Source organism: Actinomycetospora rhizophila, from assembly GCF_042657905.1.
GTDB classification, from domain to species: Bacteria; Actinomycetota; Actinomycetes; order Mycobacteriales; family Pseudonocardiaceae; genus Actinomycetospora; species Actinomycetospora rhizophila.
The window spans coordinates 19,794-36,175 of record NZ_JBHSKG010000019.1 but is presented as its reverse complement, the minus strand read 5'-3'; the positions used below and the strand labels follow the sequence as shown (position 1 = coordinate 36,175).

Annotated in this window: 16 protein-coding genes; 7 read left to right on the top strand and 9 right to left on the bottom strand. The window is 76.5% G+C overall.

Annotated features, from left to right (window positions below):
* The first annotated feature begins 12 nt into the window (after nucleotides 1–12).
* The gene (locus ACFPK1_RS26915) at nucleotides 13–567 is read left to right on the top strand and encodes a hypothetical protein (protein WP_378024029.1); all 555 of its coding nucleotides are present in this window, start codon (nucleotides 13–15) and stop codon (nucleotides 565–567) included.
* 177 nt (nucleotides 568–744) lie between these two features.
* On the opposite strand, the gene ACFPK1_RS26910 is transcribed toward ACFPK1_RS26915, so the two are convergent.
* Complete coding sequence (locus ACFPK1_RS26910; protein ID WP_378024028.1) at nucleotides 745–1,659, bottom strand: hypothetical protein; 915 nt, start codon at nucleotides 1,657–1,659, stop codon at nucleotides 745–747.
* A gap of 531 nt (nucleotides 1,660–2,190) precedes the next feature.
* Here ACFPK1_RS26910 and ACFPK1_RS26905 point away from each other — a divergent pair.
* Both ACFPK1_RS26905 and ACFPK1_RS26900 read left to right on the top strand, forming a co-directional pair.
* Nucleotides 2,191–3,636: a heparin lyase I family protein gene (locus tag ACFPK1_RS26905; RefSeq protein WP_378024027.1), complete on the top strand. Its 1,446-nt coding sequence runs from the start codon at nucleotides 2,191–2,193 to the stop codon at nucleotides 3,634–3,636.
* Between the two features lie 40 nt (nucleotides 3,637–3,676).
* The gene (locus ACFPK1_RS26900) at nucleotides 3,677–4,690 is read left to right on the top strand and encodes an endonuclease/exonuclease/phosphatase family protein (protein ID WP_378024026.1); all 1,014 of its coding nucleotides are present in this window, start codon (nucleotides 3,677–3,679) and stop codon (nucleotides 4,688–4,690) included.
* A gap of 178 nt (nucleotides 4,691–4,868) precedes the next feature.
* Here ACFPK1_RS26900 and ACFPK1_RS26895 read toward each other — a convergent pair whose 3' ends face one another.
* From ACFPK1_RS26895 to ACFPK1_RS26860, 8 genes are all read right to left on the bottom strand, one after another.
* Nucleotides 4,869–5,324 (bottom strand): hypothetical protein, encoded by a 456-nt coding sequence (locus ACFPK1_RS26895; RefSeq protein ID WP_378024025.1) that lies wholly within the window; start codon nucleotides 5,322–5,324, stop codon nucleotides 4,869–4,871.
* 204 nt (nucleotides 5,325–5,528) lie between these two features.
* A complete protein-coding gene (locus tag ACFPK1_RS26890; RefSeq protein WP_378024024.1) occupies nucleotides 5,529–6,299 on the bottom strand; it encodes a DUF1990 family protein in 771 nt (256 codons plus the stop codon).
* A 29-nt stretch (nucleotides 6,300–6,328) separates the two neighbouring features.
* Entirely contained in the window at nucleotides 6,329–7,654 is a 1,326-nt protein-coding gene (locus ACFPK1_RS26885) for a hypothetical protein (RefSeq protein ID WP_378024023.1), read from the bottom strand.
* Nucleotides 7,655–7,765: 111 nt separating this feature from the next.
* A complete protein-coding gene (locus ACFPK1_RS26880) occupies nucleotides 7,766–8,221 on the bottom strand; it encodes an SRPBCC family protein (RefSeq protein WP_378024022.1) in 456 nt (151 codons plus the stop codon).
* Between the two features lie 117 nt (nucleotides 8,222–8,338).
* Nucleotides 8,339–9,688 carry a UDP-glucose dehydrogenase family protein gene (locus ACFPK1_RS26875; RefSeq protein WP_378024021.1) on the bottom strand — a complete coding sequence of 450 codons (1,350 nt, stop codon included), beginning with the start codon at nucleotides 9,686–9,688 and terminating at the stop codon, nucleotides 8,339–8,341.
* Nucleotides 9,689–9,782: 94 nt separating this feature from the next.
* On the bottom strand, nucleotides 9,783–11,159 hold the full coding sequence (locus ACFPK1_RS26870; protein WP_378024020.1) for a PepSY-associated TM helix domain-containing protein: 1,377 nt from the start codon (nucleotides 11,157–11,159) through the stop codon (nucleotides 9,783–9,785).
* Between the two features lie 23 nt (nucleotides 11,160–11,182).
* Nucleotides 11,183–11,854 carry a DUF5134 domain-containing protein gene (locus ACFPK1_RS26865; protein ID WP_378024019.1) on the bottom strand — a complete coding sequence of 224 codons (672 nt, stop codon included), beginning with the start codon at nucleotides 11,852–11,854 and terminating at the stop codon, nucleotides 11,183–11,185.
* Nucleotides 11,851–12,087 carry a hypothetical protein gene (locus tag ACFPK1_RS26860; protein ID WP_378024018.1) on the bottom strand — a complete coding sequence of 79 codons (237 nt, stop codon included), beginning with the start codon at nucleotides 12,085–12,087 and terminating at the stop codon, nucleotides 11,851–11,853. Before ACFPK1_RS26860 ends, ACFPK1_RS26865 begins: the two co-directional genes overlap by 4 nt.
* A 285-nt stretch (nucleotides 12,088–12,372) precedes the next feature.
* Here ACFPK1_RS26860 and ACFPK1_RS26855 point away from each other — a divergent pair, with 285 nt between their 5' ends.
* The 4 genes from ACFPK1_RS26855 (at nucleotide 12,373) to ACFPK1_RS26840 (ending at nucleotide 16,367) form a co-directional block, all read left to right on the top strand.
* On the top strand, nucleotides 12,373–12,924 hold the full coding sequence (locus ACFPK1_RS26855; protein WP_378024017.1) for a sigma-70 family RNA polymerase sigma factor: 552 nt from the start codon (nucleotides 12,373–12,375) through the stop codon (nucleotides 12,922–12,924).
* Nucleotides 12,921–13,706: a zf-HC2 domain-containing protein gene (locus tag ACFPK1_RS26850; RefSeq protein ID WP_378024016.1), complete on the top strand. Its 786-nt coding sequence runs from the start codon at nucleotides 12,921–12,923 to the stop codon at nucleotides 13,704–13,706. The genes ACFPK1_RS26855 and ACFPK1_RS26850 overlap by 4 nt, the downstream gene beginning before the upstream one ends.
* On the top strand, nucleotides 13,687–15,576 hold the full coding sequence (locus tag ACFPK1_RS26845) for a cytochrome c oxidase assembly protein (RefSeq protein ID WP_378024015.1): 1,890 nt from the start codon (nucleotides 13,687–13,689) through the stop codon (nucleotides 15,574–15,576). Before ACFPK1_RS26850 ends, ACFPK1_RS26845 begins: the two co-directional genes overlap by 20 nt.
* A 62-nt stretch (nucleotides 15,577–15,638) precedes the next feature.
* Nucleotides 15,639–16,367, top strand: coding sequence for a DsbA family protein (locus tag ACFPK1_RS26840; protein WP_378024014.1), 729 nt, complete (start codon nucleotides 15,639–15,641; stop codon nucleotides 16,365–16,367).
* The last annotated feature ends 15 nt before the right edge of the window (nucleotides 16,368–16,382 follow it).

The window sequence follows — 16,382 nt, the reverse complement described above, 5'->3', positions numbered from 1 at the left end:
AGGTACAGACCCATGGGTCAGCACTCCGCGCGCCGCTCCGGCGGCGCCATGTCCTCCGTCGCCGGCCGCGGCCTGTTCACCGCCACGGCGGCGGTCGCGCTGCTCGGCGGCGGCACGAGCATGGCCTTCGCCGGAGAGGCGTCGTCGTCCGGCCACGAGCACGCCCACGGCCAGGAGCACTCGCCGAGCGGGTCGAGCGGCGAGGGCGGGTCCTGCGACATCCCGGTCGTGGACGACACGACGAAGACCGGCGAGGCGACCGTCAACGCCGTCACGGGCGACGCGACCGCGCCGCTCTTCGAGGCCGGCGGCCAGGCCACGCAGCCGGTGCACGACGCCGTCTGCCCGCCGGCCAGCGAGCTGCTCGGCCCGATCGTCGGCGAGGCGCCGGCGACCAGCGACGAGGAGACCGGTTCGGAGGAGGCCACCTCGGAGGACGAGGGCTCCGACGAGTCCGAGGCGTCGGCCGAGTCGTCCGGGTCGGCCGGGAGCACCCCGTCCGCCGAGGGCGCGACCGAGGGTTCGACCGAGGGCTCGGGTGTCCCGATGGAGATCCCGATCCGGTAACCACCGCGCTCGCGCGGCAGGACCGGCACGGCCCCGGTGGCGTCCCCGAAACGCCACCGGGGCCGTGTGCTGTCCGTGCTCCGGGACCCGCGGGACCGCGTCGGCCCCGACCCGTCGGGGGACGGGCCGGGGCCGTGCGGCGCTGGGGAGCGGGGTCCGGAGAAGGAGGGGTGCGGCTCAGCGCACGCGTTCGCGGCGGGCGGAGCGCCGGCCGGCGGTGTTCGCCTCGAGCTGGCGGCGCCAGAGCTCCCAGGTGTCGGGGTCCATCGACTGCCCGGCGGGCGGGGTCTGCGGGTTGCGCGGCGCCGGGAGCGCGGGCTGGCGCCCGGTGCCCGTCGGCAGTGCGGGCATGCTGCCGGTCAGGGGCTCCCAGGGCCACGACCGGCGCACGGAGCGGGAGCGGTAGAAGCCCAGCCCCATGATCCAGCCGAAGATCAGGTGGCCGATCAGCGAGAGCGTGATCGTGACCCAGGTCAGCGGGAACATCATGGTCTGACCGCGCGGGGCGATCGCGACGGTGCCCATCAGGCCGGCCCACACCGGGAAGACCGAGAACGCGATCGACGCGCCCACCACGGCGCGGCGCGACCAGCGCTGCAGCCCGAAGGCGCAGGCCAGGGCGAAGAACGTGATGCCGATGCCGCCGCCGTCGCCGACGTAGCGCCAGAGGTAGCCGACGACCGCCCCGGCCGTCATGTCGTCGGGGTTGCCGGTGATCCAGGTGCCCATGGTGGGGATGAAGTCGGCCCACCAGCCGAACACGTGGACCGTGGTGAGGCGGAAGCCGTCGTAGATGGCGCAGCCGACGACGCCCCAGATCATCCCGTCGGCGACGACGCGGTCGCCCGTGTGCGGCGCGAGGACCGTCAGTGCGACGATCGCGGCGGCCAGCGGGATCACGAGGAGCCCGGCCGAGACGTTCATCGTGATCAGCCCGAAGACGTGGGCGGAGATCGCGAGGAGCGGCAGCGCGGCCAGCAGCAGGTGCAGACCGATCCGGACCAGTCCGGCTCCGTCACGGCCCCCGGGGTGGCTCGCGGTGGCCGGACCCGACCCCGTGAGGGGGTGCTCCGGCGTGGTCGTCGTACGCATCGCCGGAAACGCTAGGGATGCGGCCGGTCACGAACCGCGAACCTGAGAGACCCTGAGGAGACCTCCGCCCACGCGCCGTCGGGACGCGACGACCGGCCGGACTGCTCCCCCGATCGGACGAGCGTGACGCGGGGGCCGGGACACGGGGCGCTCAGCTCCGGCGATCACGGCGTCGCGGCGACGGCGACCCGCCGGGGACGAGCGGCGAACGGCCGGGACGATCGGTCGCGGTCAACACGATCGCCGCCGGGCCGACCGGTCGTCGACGCCGGACCGACACCGCGCCGTGATGCCACCGCGACCAGGCTCGTCACCGTCGGGCAGCGGTCGGCCACGTGACGTGGTCGTGAGGTGACGGCCGGACGGCGCAGCCATCCGCCGCGAGGAGCACGCCGTTCGGCCCAGGACCACGCTCGGGAGCAGGGCGGAGTCACGGCCGGGTGACAGAGTGTCGGCAGACGAGCACGACTGCACGGCCCCGTGACGGGGGCTCCCCTTCACCCGTCCGGACCGACCCGGGAGACGCCCTCGATGACCGACGTGGTGAGCCACGCCGACACCTCGCCCGACGACGGGCGGCGTCCCACCCGCAGCCACCGGACCCGGCGCGCGCAGCGCGGGATGCGGGTCCCGGGCGCCCCGCCGGCCGCGGCCGGCACCGAGGACGGCGCGGGAGCGCGTCACCGCCGGGCCCCGGGCACTGGGCCGTTCGTGGTACCCACGGCGACCGGCGGCGCTCCCCGGCACCGGCACCACGCCGCCGACGCGACGGAGACCCTCGGGGCGCCCACCGGCGGGCTCGTCATCGGACGCCCGTCGGAGCCGCGTCCCCGGCACCGTCCCGACCCCGCCGCCGATCCGGTCACCGGGCCGATCGCGATCCCCGACGGGACCACCGCGCTGACCGCCGTCACCACCGCGACCTCCACGGGACGGCACGCCGCGATCGAGGCCCCGGCGCCGATCGCGGCGGCGCCCGGTGCCTCGACCACCGCGGCGCGGCACGCCGTCCCGGCGTCCCCCGTCGAGGAGACCGCGCCGAAACGCCGGGGCCTGCCGCTGCGCGCGACCATCGGGCTCGTCGGCGGCGGCGGCGTGGCGGCGCTGTTCGCGCTCACGACACCCGGCTCGCCACTGCCGGCGTCCGCGCCCAACGACCCGCAGCCCTCCGTGGCGGCGCCCGCGGGCCTGTTCGACTCCGTGCTGCCGAGCGCGCCGGTCGCCGCGCCGCCGTCGTCGCTCGTGCCCGTCTCGCCCTCCGAGATCACGACGACGACACCCACCGAGGAGGGACCGCGGCCGGTGATCGGCGCCCTGTTCGACGCCGCCGCCGGGGCGTTCGACGACCTCTTCGACAACAGCGCCAACGACGGCCTCGTCGAGAACGGGCCGCGGCCGCGGATCGTCGCCAACCCGGACGACCCGGGGCGCCAGGCCTGGCAGTTCTCCCTCGGCCCCGGCGGCAAGCGCAGCGAGGTCCTGCCTCAGGGCCCGGGCACCGAGCCGGTCGACGGCGACGAGCAGTACATCCGCTACACCGCGCACCTGTCCGACGACTTCCCCACGGACACGGGCAACTGGCAGGTCATCCTGCAGTGGCACCACACCTCGCCGAACGGGTCGCCGCCGCTGGCGCTGCAGGTCACCCGGGGCCAGCTGTACATGGTCAGCGAGGGCGACGACATGCAGGCGATCGGCCCGGTCTCCCCCGGCCAGCGCATCGACCTGACGATGCGCGTCACGTTCGCGCAGGACCCGGACGAGGGCTCGGTCACCGTCTGGCGCGACGGGCGGCCGACCGGCGTCACGAACTGGCAGCCGCACGACGGCACGATGAGCACGCACGCGGCCTACCTCAAGATGGGCATGTACCGGGCGCAGGCCATCCGTGAGAACGGCTCGATCGTCGTCACCGACCTCAAGATCGGGAAGACGCCCGAGGGGATCGGCGGCATCGGGCCGCGCGGCGTCGACTGACCTCACGCCCGGCCGCCCGGGCGCGACCTAGGCTGGCTCGATGCCGTTCCGCGCCGCCGACGTCGTGCGGCGCGACCCGGACGTCGTCCGGCGGGTCCTGGTGCGCGCGGTCCTGCCGGTGGCGCTCGCGGTGCTGCTGCTCCTGCCCGACCTGCTCGGCCTGGACCGCCACCTGCCGTTCGCCGTGTTCACAGCGCTGCGGCCGGCGCTCACGGTGGCCGCGGCGGCGCTCCTGGTCGGGGTGGTCGCCGTCCGCCGGCGTCGACTCCAGCGGCCCGGGGTCGTGGGACTCGCCGGCGTGGCGGCCGTGGTGGCGGTCGCGGCGGGGCTCGTCGTGCCGCGCGCGGTCCCCGTCGCCGCGCCACCGCCCGGGGGCACCCCGCTCACGGTGCTCGAGTTCAACGCGTTCGAGGGCCGGGCGGACGTGGACGTGCTCGCCTCGGTGGTGCGGCGCGAGCGTCCCGACCTGGTGGTGCTGCCCGAGGCCGGCGAGCGCTTCCGCGGCCGGGTCGCCGCGCTGCTGCCCGAGTACCGGTCGTGGACGAACGTGCCGGCCCGGGCCGCCGACGTCCGCGGCATCACGGTGCTGGCCTCGCCGCGGGCGGGTGACGTCACCGCGCGCACGATCTCCGACGCGCCCGGCTCGCCGACCGACACCCGCTACCCCTGGGCCGAGATCACCGGCGGCATCCTCGGCCCGGTGCGGCTCGGCGCCGTGCACGTCGTGTCGATCGTCCCGGAGTGGATCTCCTACTGGCCCGGGGAGCTCGCGCAGATGCAGCGGTGGTGCGGGGCGGGGCCGGCGCTGGTGGTCGGCGACTTCAACGCGACCCCCGACCACTCCGCCTTCCGCGCAGGCACGCGAGGGTGCACGGACGCCGCCACCGAGCGCGGGGAGTCGCTCACCGGGAGCTGGTTCGCGGGCGTGCCGCGAGCCCTCGGCGCCCAGATCGACCACGTGCTCATGACGGGCGGGCCGCAGGCGCGGGAGGTCACGGTCATGGACGTGCCCGGCTCCGACCACCGCGCCCTGCTGGCCCGGCTCACGCTCTGAGGCGCTCGCGGAGAGTGTCTCCTCGCCCGCCGACACCGACGGCTCCCCGGAGAGATCGTTCTGGCGAGCCCGGGCGACGAGAGGCACCGTCAGCAGGCGATCCGACCGTTCGATCATGCGCACCGTGCCGCTCGCCAGCGGCGGGCCGAGGGGCCTGCCGACACGCAGAGGCCCCGGGTCACATGCGGGTCAGAGCCCTCGCGTGGGCGTGGCGCGGCCGGACGGGGCGGCCGTGGAGATCGAGGTGACCGCCGGCGAGCCCGCACCAGGAGCACGGGGGCCCGGCGACCGCGGGCGACGGCGCCGACCCGCCGGTCCCCCGCCCCACACGTCCCGCGCGGCCGGTCACCTGGCGCGACCGCGGACGCGCCGTCCCGGCACCCGAGCCGGCCGCGGGCACGGCACCGGATCCGGTCGACGACCCCGCACCGTCGGTCGTGGGCACCGCAGCGGACGCCCGCGCCTCCCGCCGGGCGCGGACCGCCCGGACGATCCGCCGCAGCGCGAAGCGCAGCACGGCGAGGAGCACCAGCGCCGCGATGGCGACGACCGCGAGCCACTTGGCGAGCAGCAGGGCGCAGAACGCGATGAGCAGTCCGACGATCATCGTCGTCACCCGCACGTCGTCGTCCACGCGGAGGAGGGTACGTCCACCGAGGGACGGCACCCCGCCACATTCACCCCGCGTGTCACAGAAGCACCGTGAGTCACACGATCGCGGGTCCCGGACCGGTGAGACGCGGAAGGGCCCGGACACGGAAAAGCCCCGCGGGCCACCGGGTCGGGGGTCCGGTGGCCGCGCGGGGCACCCGGGATGTCGTCCTGGGCCCGCGAGCCGTTACACGGCGGCGGAAGAATTTTCCTCCGAGCTGTGTGCACCGTCCGGCCACGCGACCGTCCGCGTCCGGACCGTCACGCCGCCCGGCGTGTGCCCGCCCGCGAGCTCGGCGGCCCGCACGCAGAACTCGACCCAGAGCAGGTACTGGATCTGCTTGGCCAGCCCGAGGCGGCTGTAGAGGACGTCGGCGATGCGGTCGCCGGCCCGGGCCCAGGTGGTGATCCCGAACTCGAGGTCGCCGTCGGGCCGCTCGTGGGCGGCGAACTCGATCTGTCCGGCCTCGAGGTGCCCGACCAGCGTGCCCAGCCGGAACGACGTCGCCGACCGCTCCAGCACCCGCACCGGACCGTCCCAGGGCCCGGGCATGCGCACGACGAGCTCGTCGCCGACCCGCAGCGCCCCGCTCGCCGCCACGTAGTCGAACCGGGCCACCCCCGGCACCACGGCGCGGTTCATGTTCCGGGCCAGTGCGTCGATCAGCTCGCCGGCGCCGCGCCGCGCCCCGACCACGTGCACCCGGAACTCCCGGTGCAGCGCGGGCCCGAACCCCTGCTCGAGGGGCTGGTCGCGCAGCGTGGCGTCGGGCAGGGGCGGCGGCAGGTCACGGTGGTCGCCGGCCTCCTCGATGGTGTGCACGGCCGCCTCGGGACGCACGCACCGCCAGAGCACCCCGGCGACCCCGCGCGGGAGCCGCGTGAGCATCATCGCCTCGCGGACCACCTGCCGCGGCCCGGGAATCCAGGTCGAGGTGCCCAGAGAAGGATCCTCCATGGTCGGGACATACCCGCGGTCGGACCCGGTCAGCCCGTGACCGCCCTGACGTAGTCCTGGCGCGTGACCCCCGACGCCGGGTCGTTGAGCACGCTCTCGAACGCCAGGAAGAAGCCCACCAGGTCGCACTCGCGCGCGTAGGCGGGGCTGCGCCGGATCTGCTCGGCGATGGGGTCGCTGGCGGCGGTCCCGCCGGTCTCCGCGGCGGGCGGGCCGGGGTTCTCCCCGACGGCCGCGAGCCCCGCCCGCGCGGCCTGCGCCCGCGCGAAGCGCAGGTTCGACCAGTTCTGCACCGGGGTTCCCGTCGCGACGCTGGTGGTGGCGTCGTTCGCCGCGCACCGGTCCTGGGGCGGGTCCAGCCGGCGCGCCGTGACGGCCGTGGCGTCGTCGACGCCGGTCAGGTCCACGACGAGCGGGCCGGCGACGTTGCCGGCCAGCGCCGGGAACTGGTCGACGTAGTGGAGCCCGCGCCCGAGCGAGCCGTCGCGGTCCCCGGCCCCGCCCAGCAGCGCCCCCGTCGCCGTCGCGAGGTCGGCGGGCAGCACGCCCTTGCCCGGCGACGGCACGTGGACGGGCTTCGCGTAGCCGGCGGCCCGCAGCACGTCGACCTGCCCCTTGATCGCGTACAGCAGCGACCGCGAGTACCAGAGGAACCAGTTCTGGGCCATCGCCGGCGTCACCGCGCGCCCGTTCCACGTCGGCTGCCCCGGCTTCCACCCGGGCATGGGCGTCGCGGGCGTTCCCGCGGCGAGCCCGGTGCCCTGCTCCGGCGCCGCGCCGAACGCCCACCAGCTCTGCAGGAAGCCGTCACCGGCCTCGTTCGGTCCCGGGAAACCGATCTCGCCGGCGGTGCTGGTGCCGACGCGGATGCCGTCGAGGCGCGCCGAGGGCAGGTCGGCGACGAGGCGGCGCAGGTAGTCGCCCTGGGCCGCCCGCACCGCCGACGAGTACACGACGTCGATCGCCCCCGTGGTCGGGTTCTTCCCGCGCTGGTCGACCAGCGCGGCGCCGGGCAGCCCGCGGGCCCAGCCGGGCGGGTACTGCGTGCCGGGACCGAGGACGACGCGGATGCCGTTGTCGAGGCAGGCCGTCACGCGCGCCCGCAGGTCCGCGACGTAGGCCGCGTCGACCGCGCCGGCCCGGGTCGGGAGGTACCGGTCCCAGTACGCCTCGACCTCGACGAGCCCGATCCCCACCGCACGGTTGGCGGCGATGTCGGGCGGGGTGCACGACGACGCCACCAGCCCCCAGGCCGGCTCGGTGACGGCCTGCGCGGGCACCGGGGCCGTGAGGACGGCCAGGGCCGCGGCGAGGCCCGCGGTGAGCGCGAGACGGACGGGACGGAAGAGGCGCATGACGAGTCAAGTCGCCCGACCTCACGCCGAATTCACGTCCTCGGCGCCACCGACATCCGACCGGCCGAGCGACACCACCCTGGCAGAGCAGCGGGAGCAGGCCCGTTCGGGTCAGCCCGCGGGGGCGGCGACCCCGCTGCGGCGCCGGGTCTCGCAGTGCGCCTTGAGGTCGGCGCCGAGGAGCTGCAGGTTCCCCTGCACCGTCCGGGCGGTGAAGCGGGCCACCGGCGTGCCCAACCACCCGACGCGCTCGTGGGTCACCACGAGGCGGGTGCGGGAGACCCCCGTCGGGAAGAGCGCGAAGCGGACGTCGGCCCGCCCCCCGATGCCCTCGTTGCGCAGGGCGAAGCGGTGCCGGCGGGCCGCGAACTCGGCGACGCGCCACGTGCGCTCGGGCAGGTGCGGGGCCCGCAGCCGCACGACGCCGTGCAGCGCGAGCGTGCCGCCGCCGAGCAGCGCGGCGTCGCGGACGGCGGTCGTCCAGCGCGGCCAGCGGTTGAGGTCGGTGATCACCGCCCAGACGTGGTCCGGGCAGGAGTCGATGTCGACCGCGATCTCGCAGCGCATGCTCGCCTCTCCGATGAGACCGACGCGCCGCCTCGGCGGACGCCCCGACGTACGCCCACCACGGTAAGCGGACGTCCGGGCCCGGACCAGACCAGGGCCCCGCTCAGGACATCACGGTCAGGCCTCGCGGCGCCCCAGGCCGATGCCGGTCAGCCCGGCGCGGCGCAGCGTGGCCGGGTCGAGCAGGTTGCGGGTGTCGACCACGATCGGCTGCTTCATCGCCCCCGCCATCGCCACCCAGTCCAGCGTGCGGAACACCGGCCACTCGGTGAGCACCACCAGCGCCTCGGCGCCCTGCGCCGCCTCCATCGGGTCGGTCACCAGCGGCACCCCGTCGACCTCGTCGACCACCGGCCGGTCCGGGTTCCCCGGCTCCCCCACCAGCGCCGGGTCGTAGCCCACCAGGTCCGCCCCGGCCTGGCGCAGCAGCGCCGCGATCGCCAGCGCCGGCGAGTCGCGCAGGTCGTCGGTGCCCGCCTTGAACGTCAGCCCCAGCAGCCCCAGCCGCACCCGGGTCAGCGACCCGGTCCGCCGCCCGGTCACCGCCGCCCGCACCTTGTCCACGATCCGCTGCCGCTGGCGGGTGTTCGTGTCGATCGTGGCCCGCAACAGCCGGAACTCGAAGTCCGCGGCGTCCGCCACCTGCAACAACGCGTGGGTGTCCTTCGGCAGGCACGACCCGCCCCACCCCGGACCCGGCGACAGGAACGCCTGCCCGATCCGCCGGTCGTACCCGATCCCCTCGGTCACGTCGGAGATGTCCGCGCCGACCCGCTCGCAGAGCTCGGCCATCGCGTTCACGTACGACAGCTTCATCGCCAGGAAGCAGTTCGCCGCGTACTTCATCAGCTCCGCCGACGCCGCGTCGGTCAGCACCGTCGGCGCGCCCAGCCGCGCGTACAGCGCCGCCACCCGCTCCGCGGCCTCCGCGGTGTCACACCCCACCACGATCCGGTCGGGGTTCAGGAAGTCGTGCACCGCCGAGCCCTCACGCAGGAACTCCGGGTTCGACACCACCGATACGTCCCGGCGGTCCAGCAGCTCCGCGGTCCGCCCCGCCGTGCCCACCGGCACCGTCGACTTGTTCACCACCACCGTGCCCGCCGCCAGCAGCTCCCGGGTCTCCTCGACCACGGCCTCCACCGCCCGCAGGTCCGCCACCCCGCCGACCCCCATCGGCGTCGGCAGGCACAGGAACACGATCTCCGCGTCCAGGTCATCGGGAAACGCCTCGGACACGCCCGCCGCCGCCCCCACCACGAACGACAGCCGCCCCGCCGACACCTGCTCGGTCACCAGCTCCGACAGGCCCGGCTCCACGATGTCCACCACACCGCGACGCAGCCGCTCCACCTTCGCGGTGTCGATGTCCGCGCACACCACCTGGTGTCCCAGCGACGCCAGGCACGCGCCCGTCGTCAACCCGACATAGCCCGTTCCCACCACGGCCACCCGACGTGTGAACACGGCGCTTCCCCCTCAGGTCCCCGGACCGAGCGGCCCGACCGATCTCGTCGGACACGCTGCCAGATGGGGCTGCGCGCCCGTGGCGGCGGTGTCGCTACGCGTCCGCGCCGGGGTCCGCGGGGGCCGTGCGGCGCCGGTCCAGCAGCGTCTCGAGCAGCAGGAACACGAGCAGGGAGGCGCCGAGCAGCGGCAGCGCGACGCCGACCGCCACCGTGACGGCGAGGACCCCGGCCAGCAACGGGCGCGGCAGCGAGCGCAGGACCCCGTCGGCCGGCACGTGCCCGGGACGCCGGCCCGGCCCGCGCCGCCACCACAGCACGTAGCCCCAGACGACCGAGCAGGCCAGCCCGGCGGCGAGGGCGGCGAGCGCGACCTGGTTGGCGACGCCGAACAGCAGGCCCATGTGCGCGTCGATGCCCCAGCGGGCGAGCTTGGCCGCCAGCGGCCAGTCGGCGAACCGGACGACGTCGGTGATCTGCCCGCTGCCCGTGTCGACGGCGACCGCGTCGAGCTGCTGGGGCCACACGCGGTCGATCTGGGTGACGGTCGTCGCCGCGCCGTCGCCGCCGGGCGTGATCTCCACCGGCCCGGTGAGCCCGAAGTCCGCCGCGGCCCGGGCGGCGACGTCGACGTCCCCCGAGGACCCCGGGGTGGTCGCCGCCGCGGTGCCCGGCAGCGTCGTCGCCGGCTCGGGGGTCTCCCACGACAGCTGGGCGCGCAGCACACTGATGTTCTCGCCGGCGTAGGTGGACCACGTCAGCCCGGTCGCCGAGAGGAACAGCAGCCCGAGCGCCGCCCACAGCCCGACGACCGCGTGCCACGACAGGAGCCGCGCCCGGCGCCCGCCCGAGACGCGCGGGACCAGCAGCGCCGAGGCGCGCTCCCGGCGGCGGCGCCGGACCAGCCCGACCCACAGCACGAGCCCGGCCAGCACGAGCACCCACAGCCACGACGCGGCGACCTCGGTGTAGAGCCGCCCGGCGTCGCCGAGGTGCAGGTTGCGGTGCAGCTGGTCGACCCACGCACGCAGCGGCATCGCCTGTCCCGAGCCGTAGGTCTCCAGGACGCCGCGCAGGTCGCCGGTGTGGGGGTCGACGAAGGCGGTGCGGTAGGACGACTCGGGCAGGCTCGCGTCGTCCGCGATGACCTGGGTGCTGTCGGTCGGCGTCGCGCCCGGCCGCACGGCCCGCAGCTCGGTGCCCGGCATCGCGTCGAGGCCCGCGCGCACCTGGTCGGCGAGCGGGACCTGCGCGGCCGACGCCGGCACCGTCAGCTCGTCGCGGTAGACGACGGTCTCGAGCGAGGGCATGAGCGTGTAGACGAGCCCGGTCAGGGCCGCGACCAGCAGGAACGGCCCGACGAGCACGCCGGCCCAGAAGTGCACGCGCAGCACCAGGGGCCGCAGCAGCGACCGGGTCCCGCGCTCCGCTGAACTGCTGCGGGCAGCATCGGGCTGCTCGACGACGGTCACGGGAAGCCTTCCTGGGGGGCGTGTCAGTGCACGAGCAGCATCAGGGCCATCCCGGCCCCGGTGACCGCCTGGCAGCCGAGCTGCACGGCGGGGGCGTCGACCACGCGACCGACGCGGGTGCCGAGGCCGACGGATGCGCCGCCGCCCCCGGCCGTCACGGCCACCGTCGTCGTCGAGCGCACGAGCGCGCCGACGGTCAGGACCGTGTGCAGGATCAGGTAGACGGCGAGGGAGAAGGAGACCGCCTGCAGCGCGAGCGGCGAGGAGGCGCCGCCGCCGTGGCCGGCGTGCTCGCCCGTCCCCGCCATGGCGCCGGCGCTCGGGACCATCGCCACGTACATGACGGCCATCGCCGCGTTGCTCAGCAGCAGGTGGGTGGGGTGCGCCGCGCAGCGGTCGCCGCCGATCGCCGAGCCCAGCGACCGGCCCTGCGCGCGCAGCGCGACCAGGCGCACCGCCCACACCACGCCGAGCGCGCCGAACGCCACCGCGCCCGCGACCGGCGGCACGAGGCTCATCGTCGCGGGCAGCACCATCGCCGCCATCGCGACGCTCATGACGATGTGGTTCGCCTCGGACGCCGCGGCGGCGCGCTCGTGGCGGGCCCGGCGTCGCCACAGGCTCGCCACGCACAGCGCGGCGGCGGCGAGGAAGACCGCGGCGAGGAACCCCGCGACCGAGGTGGGGAGGGTCACCGCGCGCCCGCGAGGAGCTCGTCCAGCACGCCGGCGCGGGCGTCGTCGACGATCACGGCGAGCTGCGCGAGGCTCATGCGGATGGACCGGCCGAAGTCGTCGGTGATGACCACGCGGCGGTCGTCGTCGGCGGCGGGGTCGACGTAGAGCTCGGGGCACCCGCACGAGCACTGGCCGCAGAACGTCGTGACGTGCTGCAGGCCGCCGGCCGGCAGCGGCTCGTGGTCCGTCATGGGGTCCTCCGTGGGGCGTGGCTGTCCTGCGACCTGCGGGGACGGTACGGCGGTCGGGTTCAGCCGCACACCGCTCACCTCGCCGCCGGGGGGTGGTGTGCCCGGTCGGCGCAGCGTTCTCAGGTGTGGGCCCGCTCCTTCTCAGGGAGCCCGGGGGCCTACCGTCGGGGAGGCACGGTAGGGACCGTCGGGCCGCCGGCGGAGCCCCGTTGTCGAGACGGTCACGGCCGGGAACTCCCGGGCCCCGCGCGACGACCACGTGCGTGACGACGAAGGAGTACCCGGGTGGACGACGCGAGGATCACCGCGCTGGCGCTGCGGGCCCGCGAGGGCGACCGCACCGCGGCCGGCGAGTTCGTCGCCGCCACCCAGCACCAGGTCTGGCGGCTGCTCGGCCACCTCGCCGACCCGGGCGTCGCCGAGGAGCTTGCCCAGGAGACCTACGAGCGCGCGCTCGGCTCGCTGCGCCGCTACCGGGGTGACGCGCCCGCCCGCAGCTGGCTGCTCTCGATCGCGCGGCGGGTCGCCGCCGACCACCTGCGCCGGCGCGCCCGCCGCCCGGTCGCCCCCGCCGAGCCCGCCGAGGACGACCGCCCGCTGGGCCGCGCCCCGCAGCCCGACCCGGCGGAGTCCGCCGCGGTCCGCGACGCGCTGGCCGCCCTGGACGCCGACCGGCGTGAGGCGTTCGTCCTCACCCAGGTGATCGGGCTGAGCTACGAGGACGCCGCCGCCGTGTGCCGCTGCCCGATCGGGACCATCCGCTCGCGCGTCGCCCGGGCCCGCGCCGACCTCGTCGACGCCCTGGGCGAGCCGGGCGCCGAGCGTCGGTCCGGGTGACCGGGAACTCCGGCGGGGGTCGCGGCGACCAGCAGGGCATGGCCGGCTCCAGCGACTGCGACGTCTGCCGGGAGGCGGTGTCGGCCGCGCTCGACGGCGAGGCCGACGCCGCCGAGCTCGCGCGGGTCGACGCGCACCTCGCCGGCTGCGCCGCCTGCCGCGCGTGGCGCCGCGACGCGGAGGCCGTGACGCGCCGCGCCCGCACCGGCGTGGTGGTCGGCGGACCCGATCTCGTCGACCGCGTCGTGGGCGCCGCCCCGGGCCCGCGGGCGCGCTGGTGGGGCGTGTCGGCCCGCGCGGGTCTCGCGGCCGTGGGCCTGGCGCAGGCGGTGCTCGGGCTGGTGGGGCTGCTCGGCGCGGCGACGCACGCGGGGCACGGGGACGACCCGCTCATGGTCCTCGGCGCGGGGATGGCGCACGCGGCGCACGAGAGCGCGGCGTGGAACCTCGCGCTCGGCGTCGCCTTCGTCGCCGGGGCGGTCCGGAGCCGCCACCTCGCCGGGCTGATGCCCGTGCTCGGCGCCTTCATCGCGGTGCTGGCGGTGCTCTCGGGCATCGACCTCGTCGCCGGGCGCGTCGAGCCCGCCCGCGTCGTCGCGCACCTCGTCGTCGTCGCCGGCTTCCTGCTGGGGCTCGCCGTCGTGCGCACCACCCCGCGCCCCGGCGCCGGGCCCTCCCCCGGCGCGCGGTGGCGCTCCCGCCTCACCGACCAGGGCGCCGCGCCCGACGGCCCGCGCCCCGCTGCCCCGACCTCCTGGGAGCGTGAGTCCGACGTCGCGTGACCGCCGGCGCCTCCTCGTCGTCACCGCCCTGCTCGCCGGCCTCGTCGTCGCCTTCGCGCTGCTCCGCGGCGACCTGCCCGCGGCGCTGCTCGGCGTCACCGCCCCGCCGGCCGCGGTCACGGTGGCGACGGCGCTGGCGCGCCTGGTCGTCCTGCTCGCGGCCGGCGCGACGCTCGGCGGGCTCGTGGGCGCGCTCGTCACCCGGCGCTCGCCCGGCGGCGCGCTCGGCGCGCAGGCCTACGCCGCGGTCCGCTGGGCGGGCGGCGCGGCCGCGGTCTGGGCCGTCGGCGCGCTGGGCGCCGCTGTGCTCACCGTGCTGGCGGGAACCGGCAGCGACCCGCGGATCCTCACCGCTCCCGACGCGTTCCTCGACGCCGCGGGCGCCCTGGAGGAGCCGGCCGGGTTCCTCGTGGCCGCCGTCCTCGCGGGCGGGGTGGCCACGCTGTGCCGGGTCACGCTCTCGTGGCGCACGACGGCGGGCGCCGCGGTGCTCGCGGTGCTCGGCGTCGTCGCGCCGGCCGTCACCGGGCAGGTGGCGAGCGCGCGGGCCGGGCACGACATCGCCACCGACGCCGCCGCGCTCGCCGCGGTCGCCGCCGCCGTGTGGCTCGGGCTCGCCCTGCTCGAGACCGTGCAGCCCGGCCGCGACGCCGCCGGGCGGGCCCGCCCGATCGCCCTGGTCGCGGCGGGCACCGCGGTCGCCGGCACGGTCGTCGCGGAGTCGGTCATCGTGCGCGGCGACTGGTTCGCCGGGCTCCACGGCCCGCTCGCCCTCGTCCAGCTCGGCCTGCTCGCGGGCGCGGCGGTGCTGACCGTGCGGCGACGGGCGGGGGTCGCCGTGCTGCTCGTGCCCGCCGTGGGGCTCGGGGCGGTGCTGGCCACCGAGCTGCCGCGCGCGCTCGTCGAGCCGGTGCTCACGACGGTCGAGGGCGTCCAGGACGCGGCGCTCGGCTACCGCCTCGACCCCCCGACGGTCCTGGGCCTGCTCGGGCCCGGGCGGCTCAACCTGTGGTGGGCCGTGGTCGCCGCGGTGCTCGCCGGCACGTACCTGGCCGGCGTGCGGCGGCTGCGCGGGCGCGGCGACGCGTGGCCCGCCGGGCGCACGGCGGCGTGGGTCGGGGGCTGCGCGCTGCTGCTGTGGGCGACGAGCTCCGGGCTCGGCGCGCACTCCATGGCGACGTTCAGCGTGCACATGGGCGTGCACATGATCCTGTCGATGGGCGTGCCGATCATGCTGGTGCTCGGCGGCCCGGTGACCCTCGCGCTGCGCGCGCTGCCGGCCGGCGACGACGGCCCGCGGGCGTGGCTGCTCTCCCTGCTCGACGCCCCGCTCACCCGCGTGCTGACCCACCCGCTCGTGGCGCTCGCCCTGTTCGTCGGCTCGTTCTACGCGCTGTACTTCTCGTCGCTCTACGCCCTCGCGCTGCCCTACCACTGGGCGCACCAGCTGATGTTCGTGCACTTCCTGCTCACGGGCGCGCTGTTCTTCTGGCCGATCATCGGCGTCGACCGCCCGCCGCGCCCGCTGCCGCACCTCGGGTGCCTGGCGATGCTGCTCGCGTCGATGCCGTTCCACGCGTTCTTCGCCGTGGCGCTGATGAGCACCGACGCGGTGATCGGCGGGGACTTCTTCGGCCAGCTCGCGCTGCCCTGGGTGCCGGACCTGCTCGCCGACCAGCACCTCGGCGGCGGCATCGCCTGGGCGTCGGGCGAGGCGCCGCTGGTGGTCGTGCTCATCGTGCTGCTGGTGCAGTGGTCGCGCGCCGACAGCCGCGACGCCACCCGCCGCGACCGCCACGCCGACCGGGACGGCGACGCCGAGCTCGCCGCCTGGAACCGGATGCTCGCCGACCTCGCCCGAGGCCGGTGACACGACCCGATCCCGCGGCGCCGCACACTCCGCCGGCGCCCCGACACGAGGAGGACCCCCGGATGGCCACGCGCCCCAAGCGCCCCGCACCGGTGAACCGCACGACGTCCCGGACGCCGACGATCGTGGCGGTCGCCGTCGTGGTGCTGGTCGCGGCCGTGGTGTTCGGCGGCGTGCTGCTCTCGGGCAACGGCTCGTCGGGCGGGGCGCCCGCCGCGATCCCGGACACCCCCGCCCCCGCGCAGTACGCGACGACCGTCGACGACGGCGTCGTCACCGCCGGCGGGCCCGCGCCCCACACCCTCGACCTCTACGAGGACGCGCTCTGCCCCGCCTGCCAGGCGTTCGAGCAGCGCGAGGGCGACCGCATCGCGCAGGCCGTGGCGGCCGGGCGCCTGCAGGTCCGCTACCACCTCGTGAACCTGCTCGAGCAGCGCTCGAACCCGCCCGGCTACTCCTCGGCGGCGGGCAACGCGATGATGTGCGCCGCCGAGAACGGCGCCTTCCCCGCGGTGCACACCAGCCTCTACGCCGCCCAGCCGCCCGAGGGCGCGCGCGGCTACGACACCGCCCAGCTGGTCGACCTCGGCCAGCGCGCCGGCGCCGGCCCGGGCTACGCCGACTGCGTCACCACCGGCCGCCACGTCGGCGAGATCGCCCTGAACTTCCACGACGCCTCGAACGACCCGGCGCTGCAGAACCAGGGCTCGTTCGGCACGCCGACCGTGGTCCTCGACGGCCGCCTCGTCGAGCCGGGCGCGCCGGAACTCGACCAGGTGCTCGCGGGCTGAGCTCGATGATCGCTC

Excerpts from the sequence above, each read along its gene's own strand:
- ACFPK1_RS26905 (WP_378024027.1), top strand. The coding sequence starts at position 2,191 with ATGACCGACGTGGTGAGCCACGCCGACACCTCGCCCGACGACGGGCGG.
- ACFPK1_RS26915 (WP_378024029.1), top strand. The coding sequence starts at position 13 with ATGGGTCAGCACTCCGCGCGCCGCTCCGGCGGCGCCATGTCCTCCGTC.
- ACFPK1_RS26880 (WP_378024022.1), bottom strand. The coding sequence starts at position 8,221 with ATGCGCTGCGAGATCGCGGTCGACATCGACTCCTGCCCGGACCACGTC.
- ACFPK1_RS26840 (WP_378024014.1), top strand. The coding sequence starts at position 15,639 with ATGGCCACGCGCCCCAAGCGCCCCGCACCGGTGAACCGCACGACGTCC.
- ACFPK1_RS26910 (WP_378024028.1), bottom strand. The coding sequence starts at position 1,659 with ATGCGTACGACGACCACGCCGGAGCACCCCCTCACGGGGTCGGGTCCG.
- ACFPK1_RS26890 (WP_378024024.1), bottom strand. The coding sequence starts at position 6,299 with ATGGAGGATCCTTCTCTGGGCACCTCGACCTGGATTCCCGGGCCGCGG.
- ACFPK1_RS26860 (WP_378024018.1), bottom strand. The coding sequence starts at position 12,087 with ATGACGGACCACGAGCCGCTGCCGGCCGGCGGCCTGCAGCACGTCACG.
- ACFPK1_RS26900 (WP_378024026.1), top strand. The coding sequence starts at position 3,677 with ATGCCGTTCCGCGCCGCCGACGTCGTGCGGCGCGACCCGGACGTCGTC.
- ACFPK1_RS26885 (WP_378024023.1), bottom strand. The coding sequence starts at position 7,654 with ATGCGCCTCTTCCGTCCCGTCCGTCTCGCGCTCACCGCGGGCCTCGCC.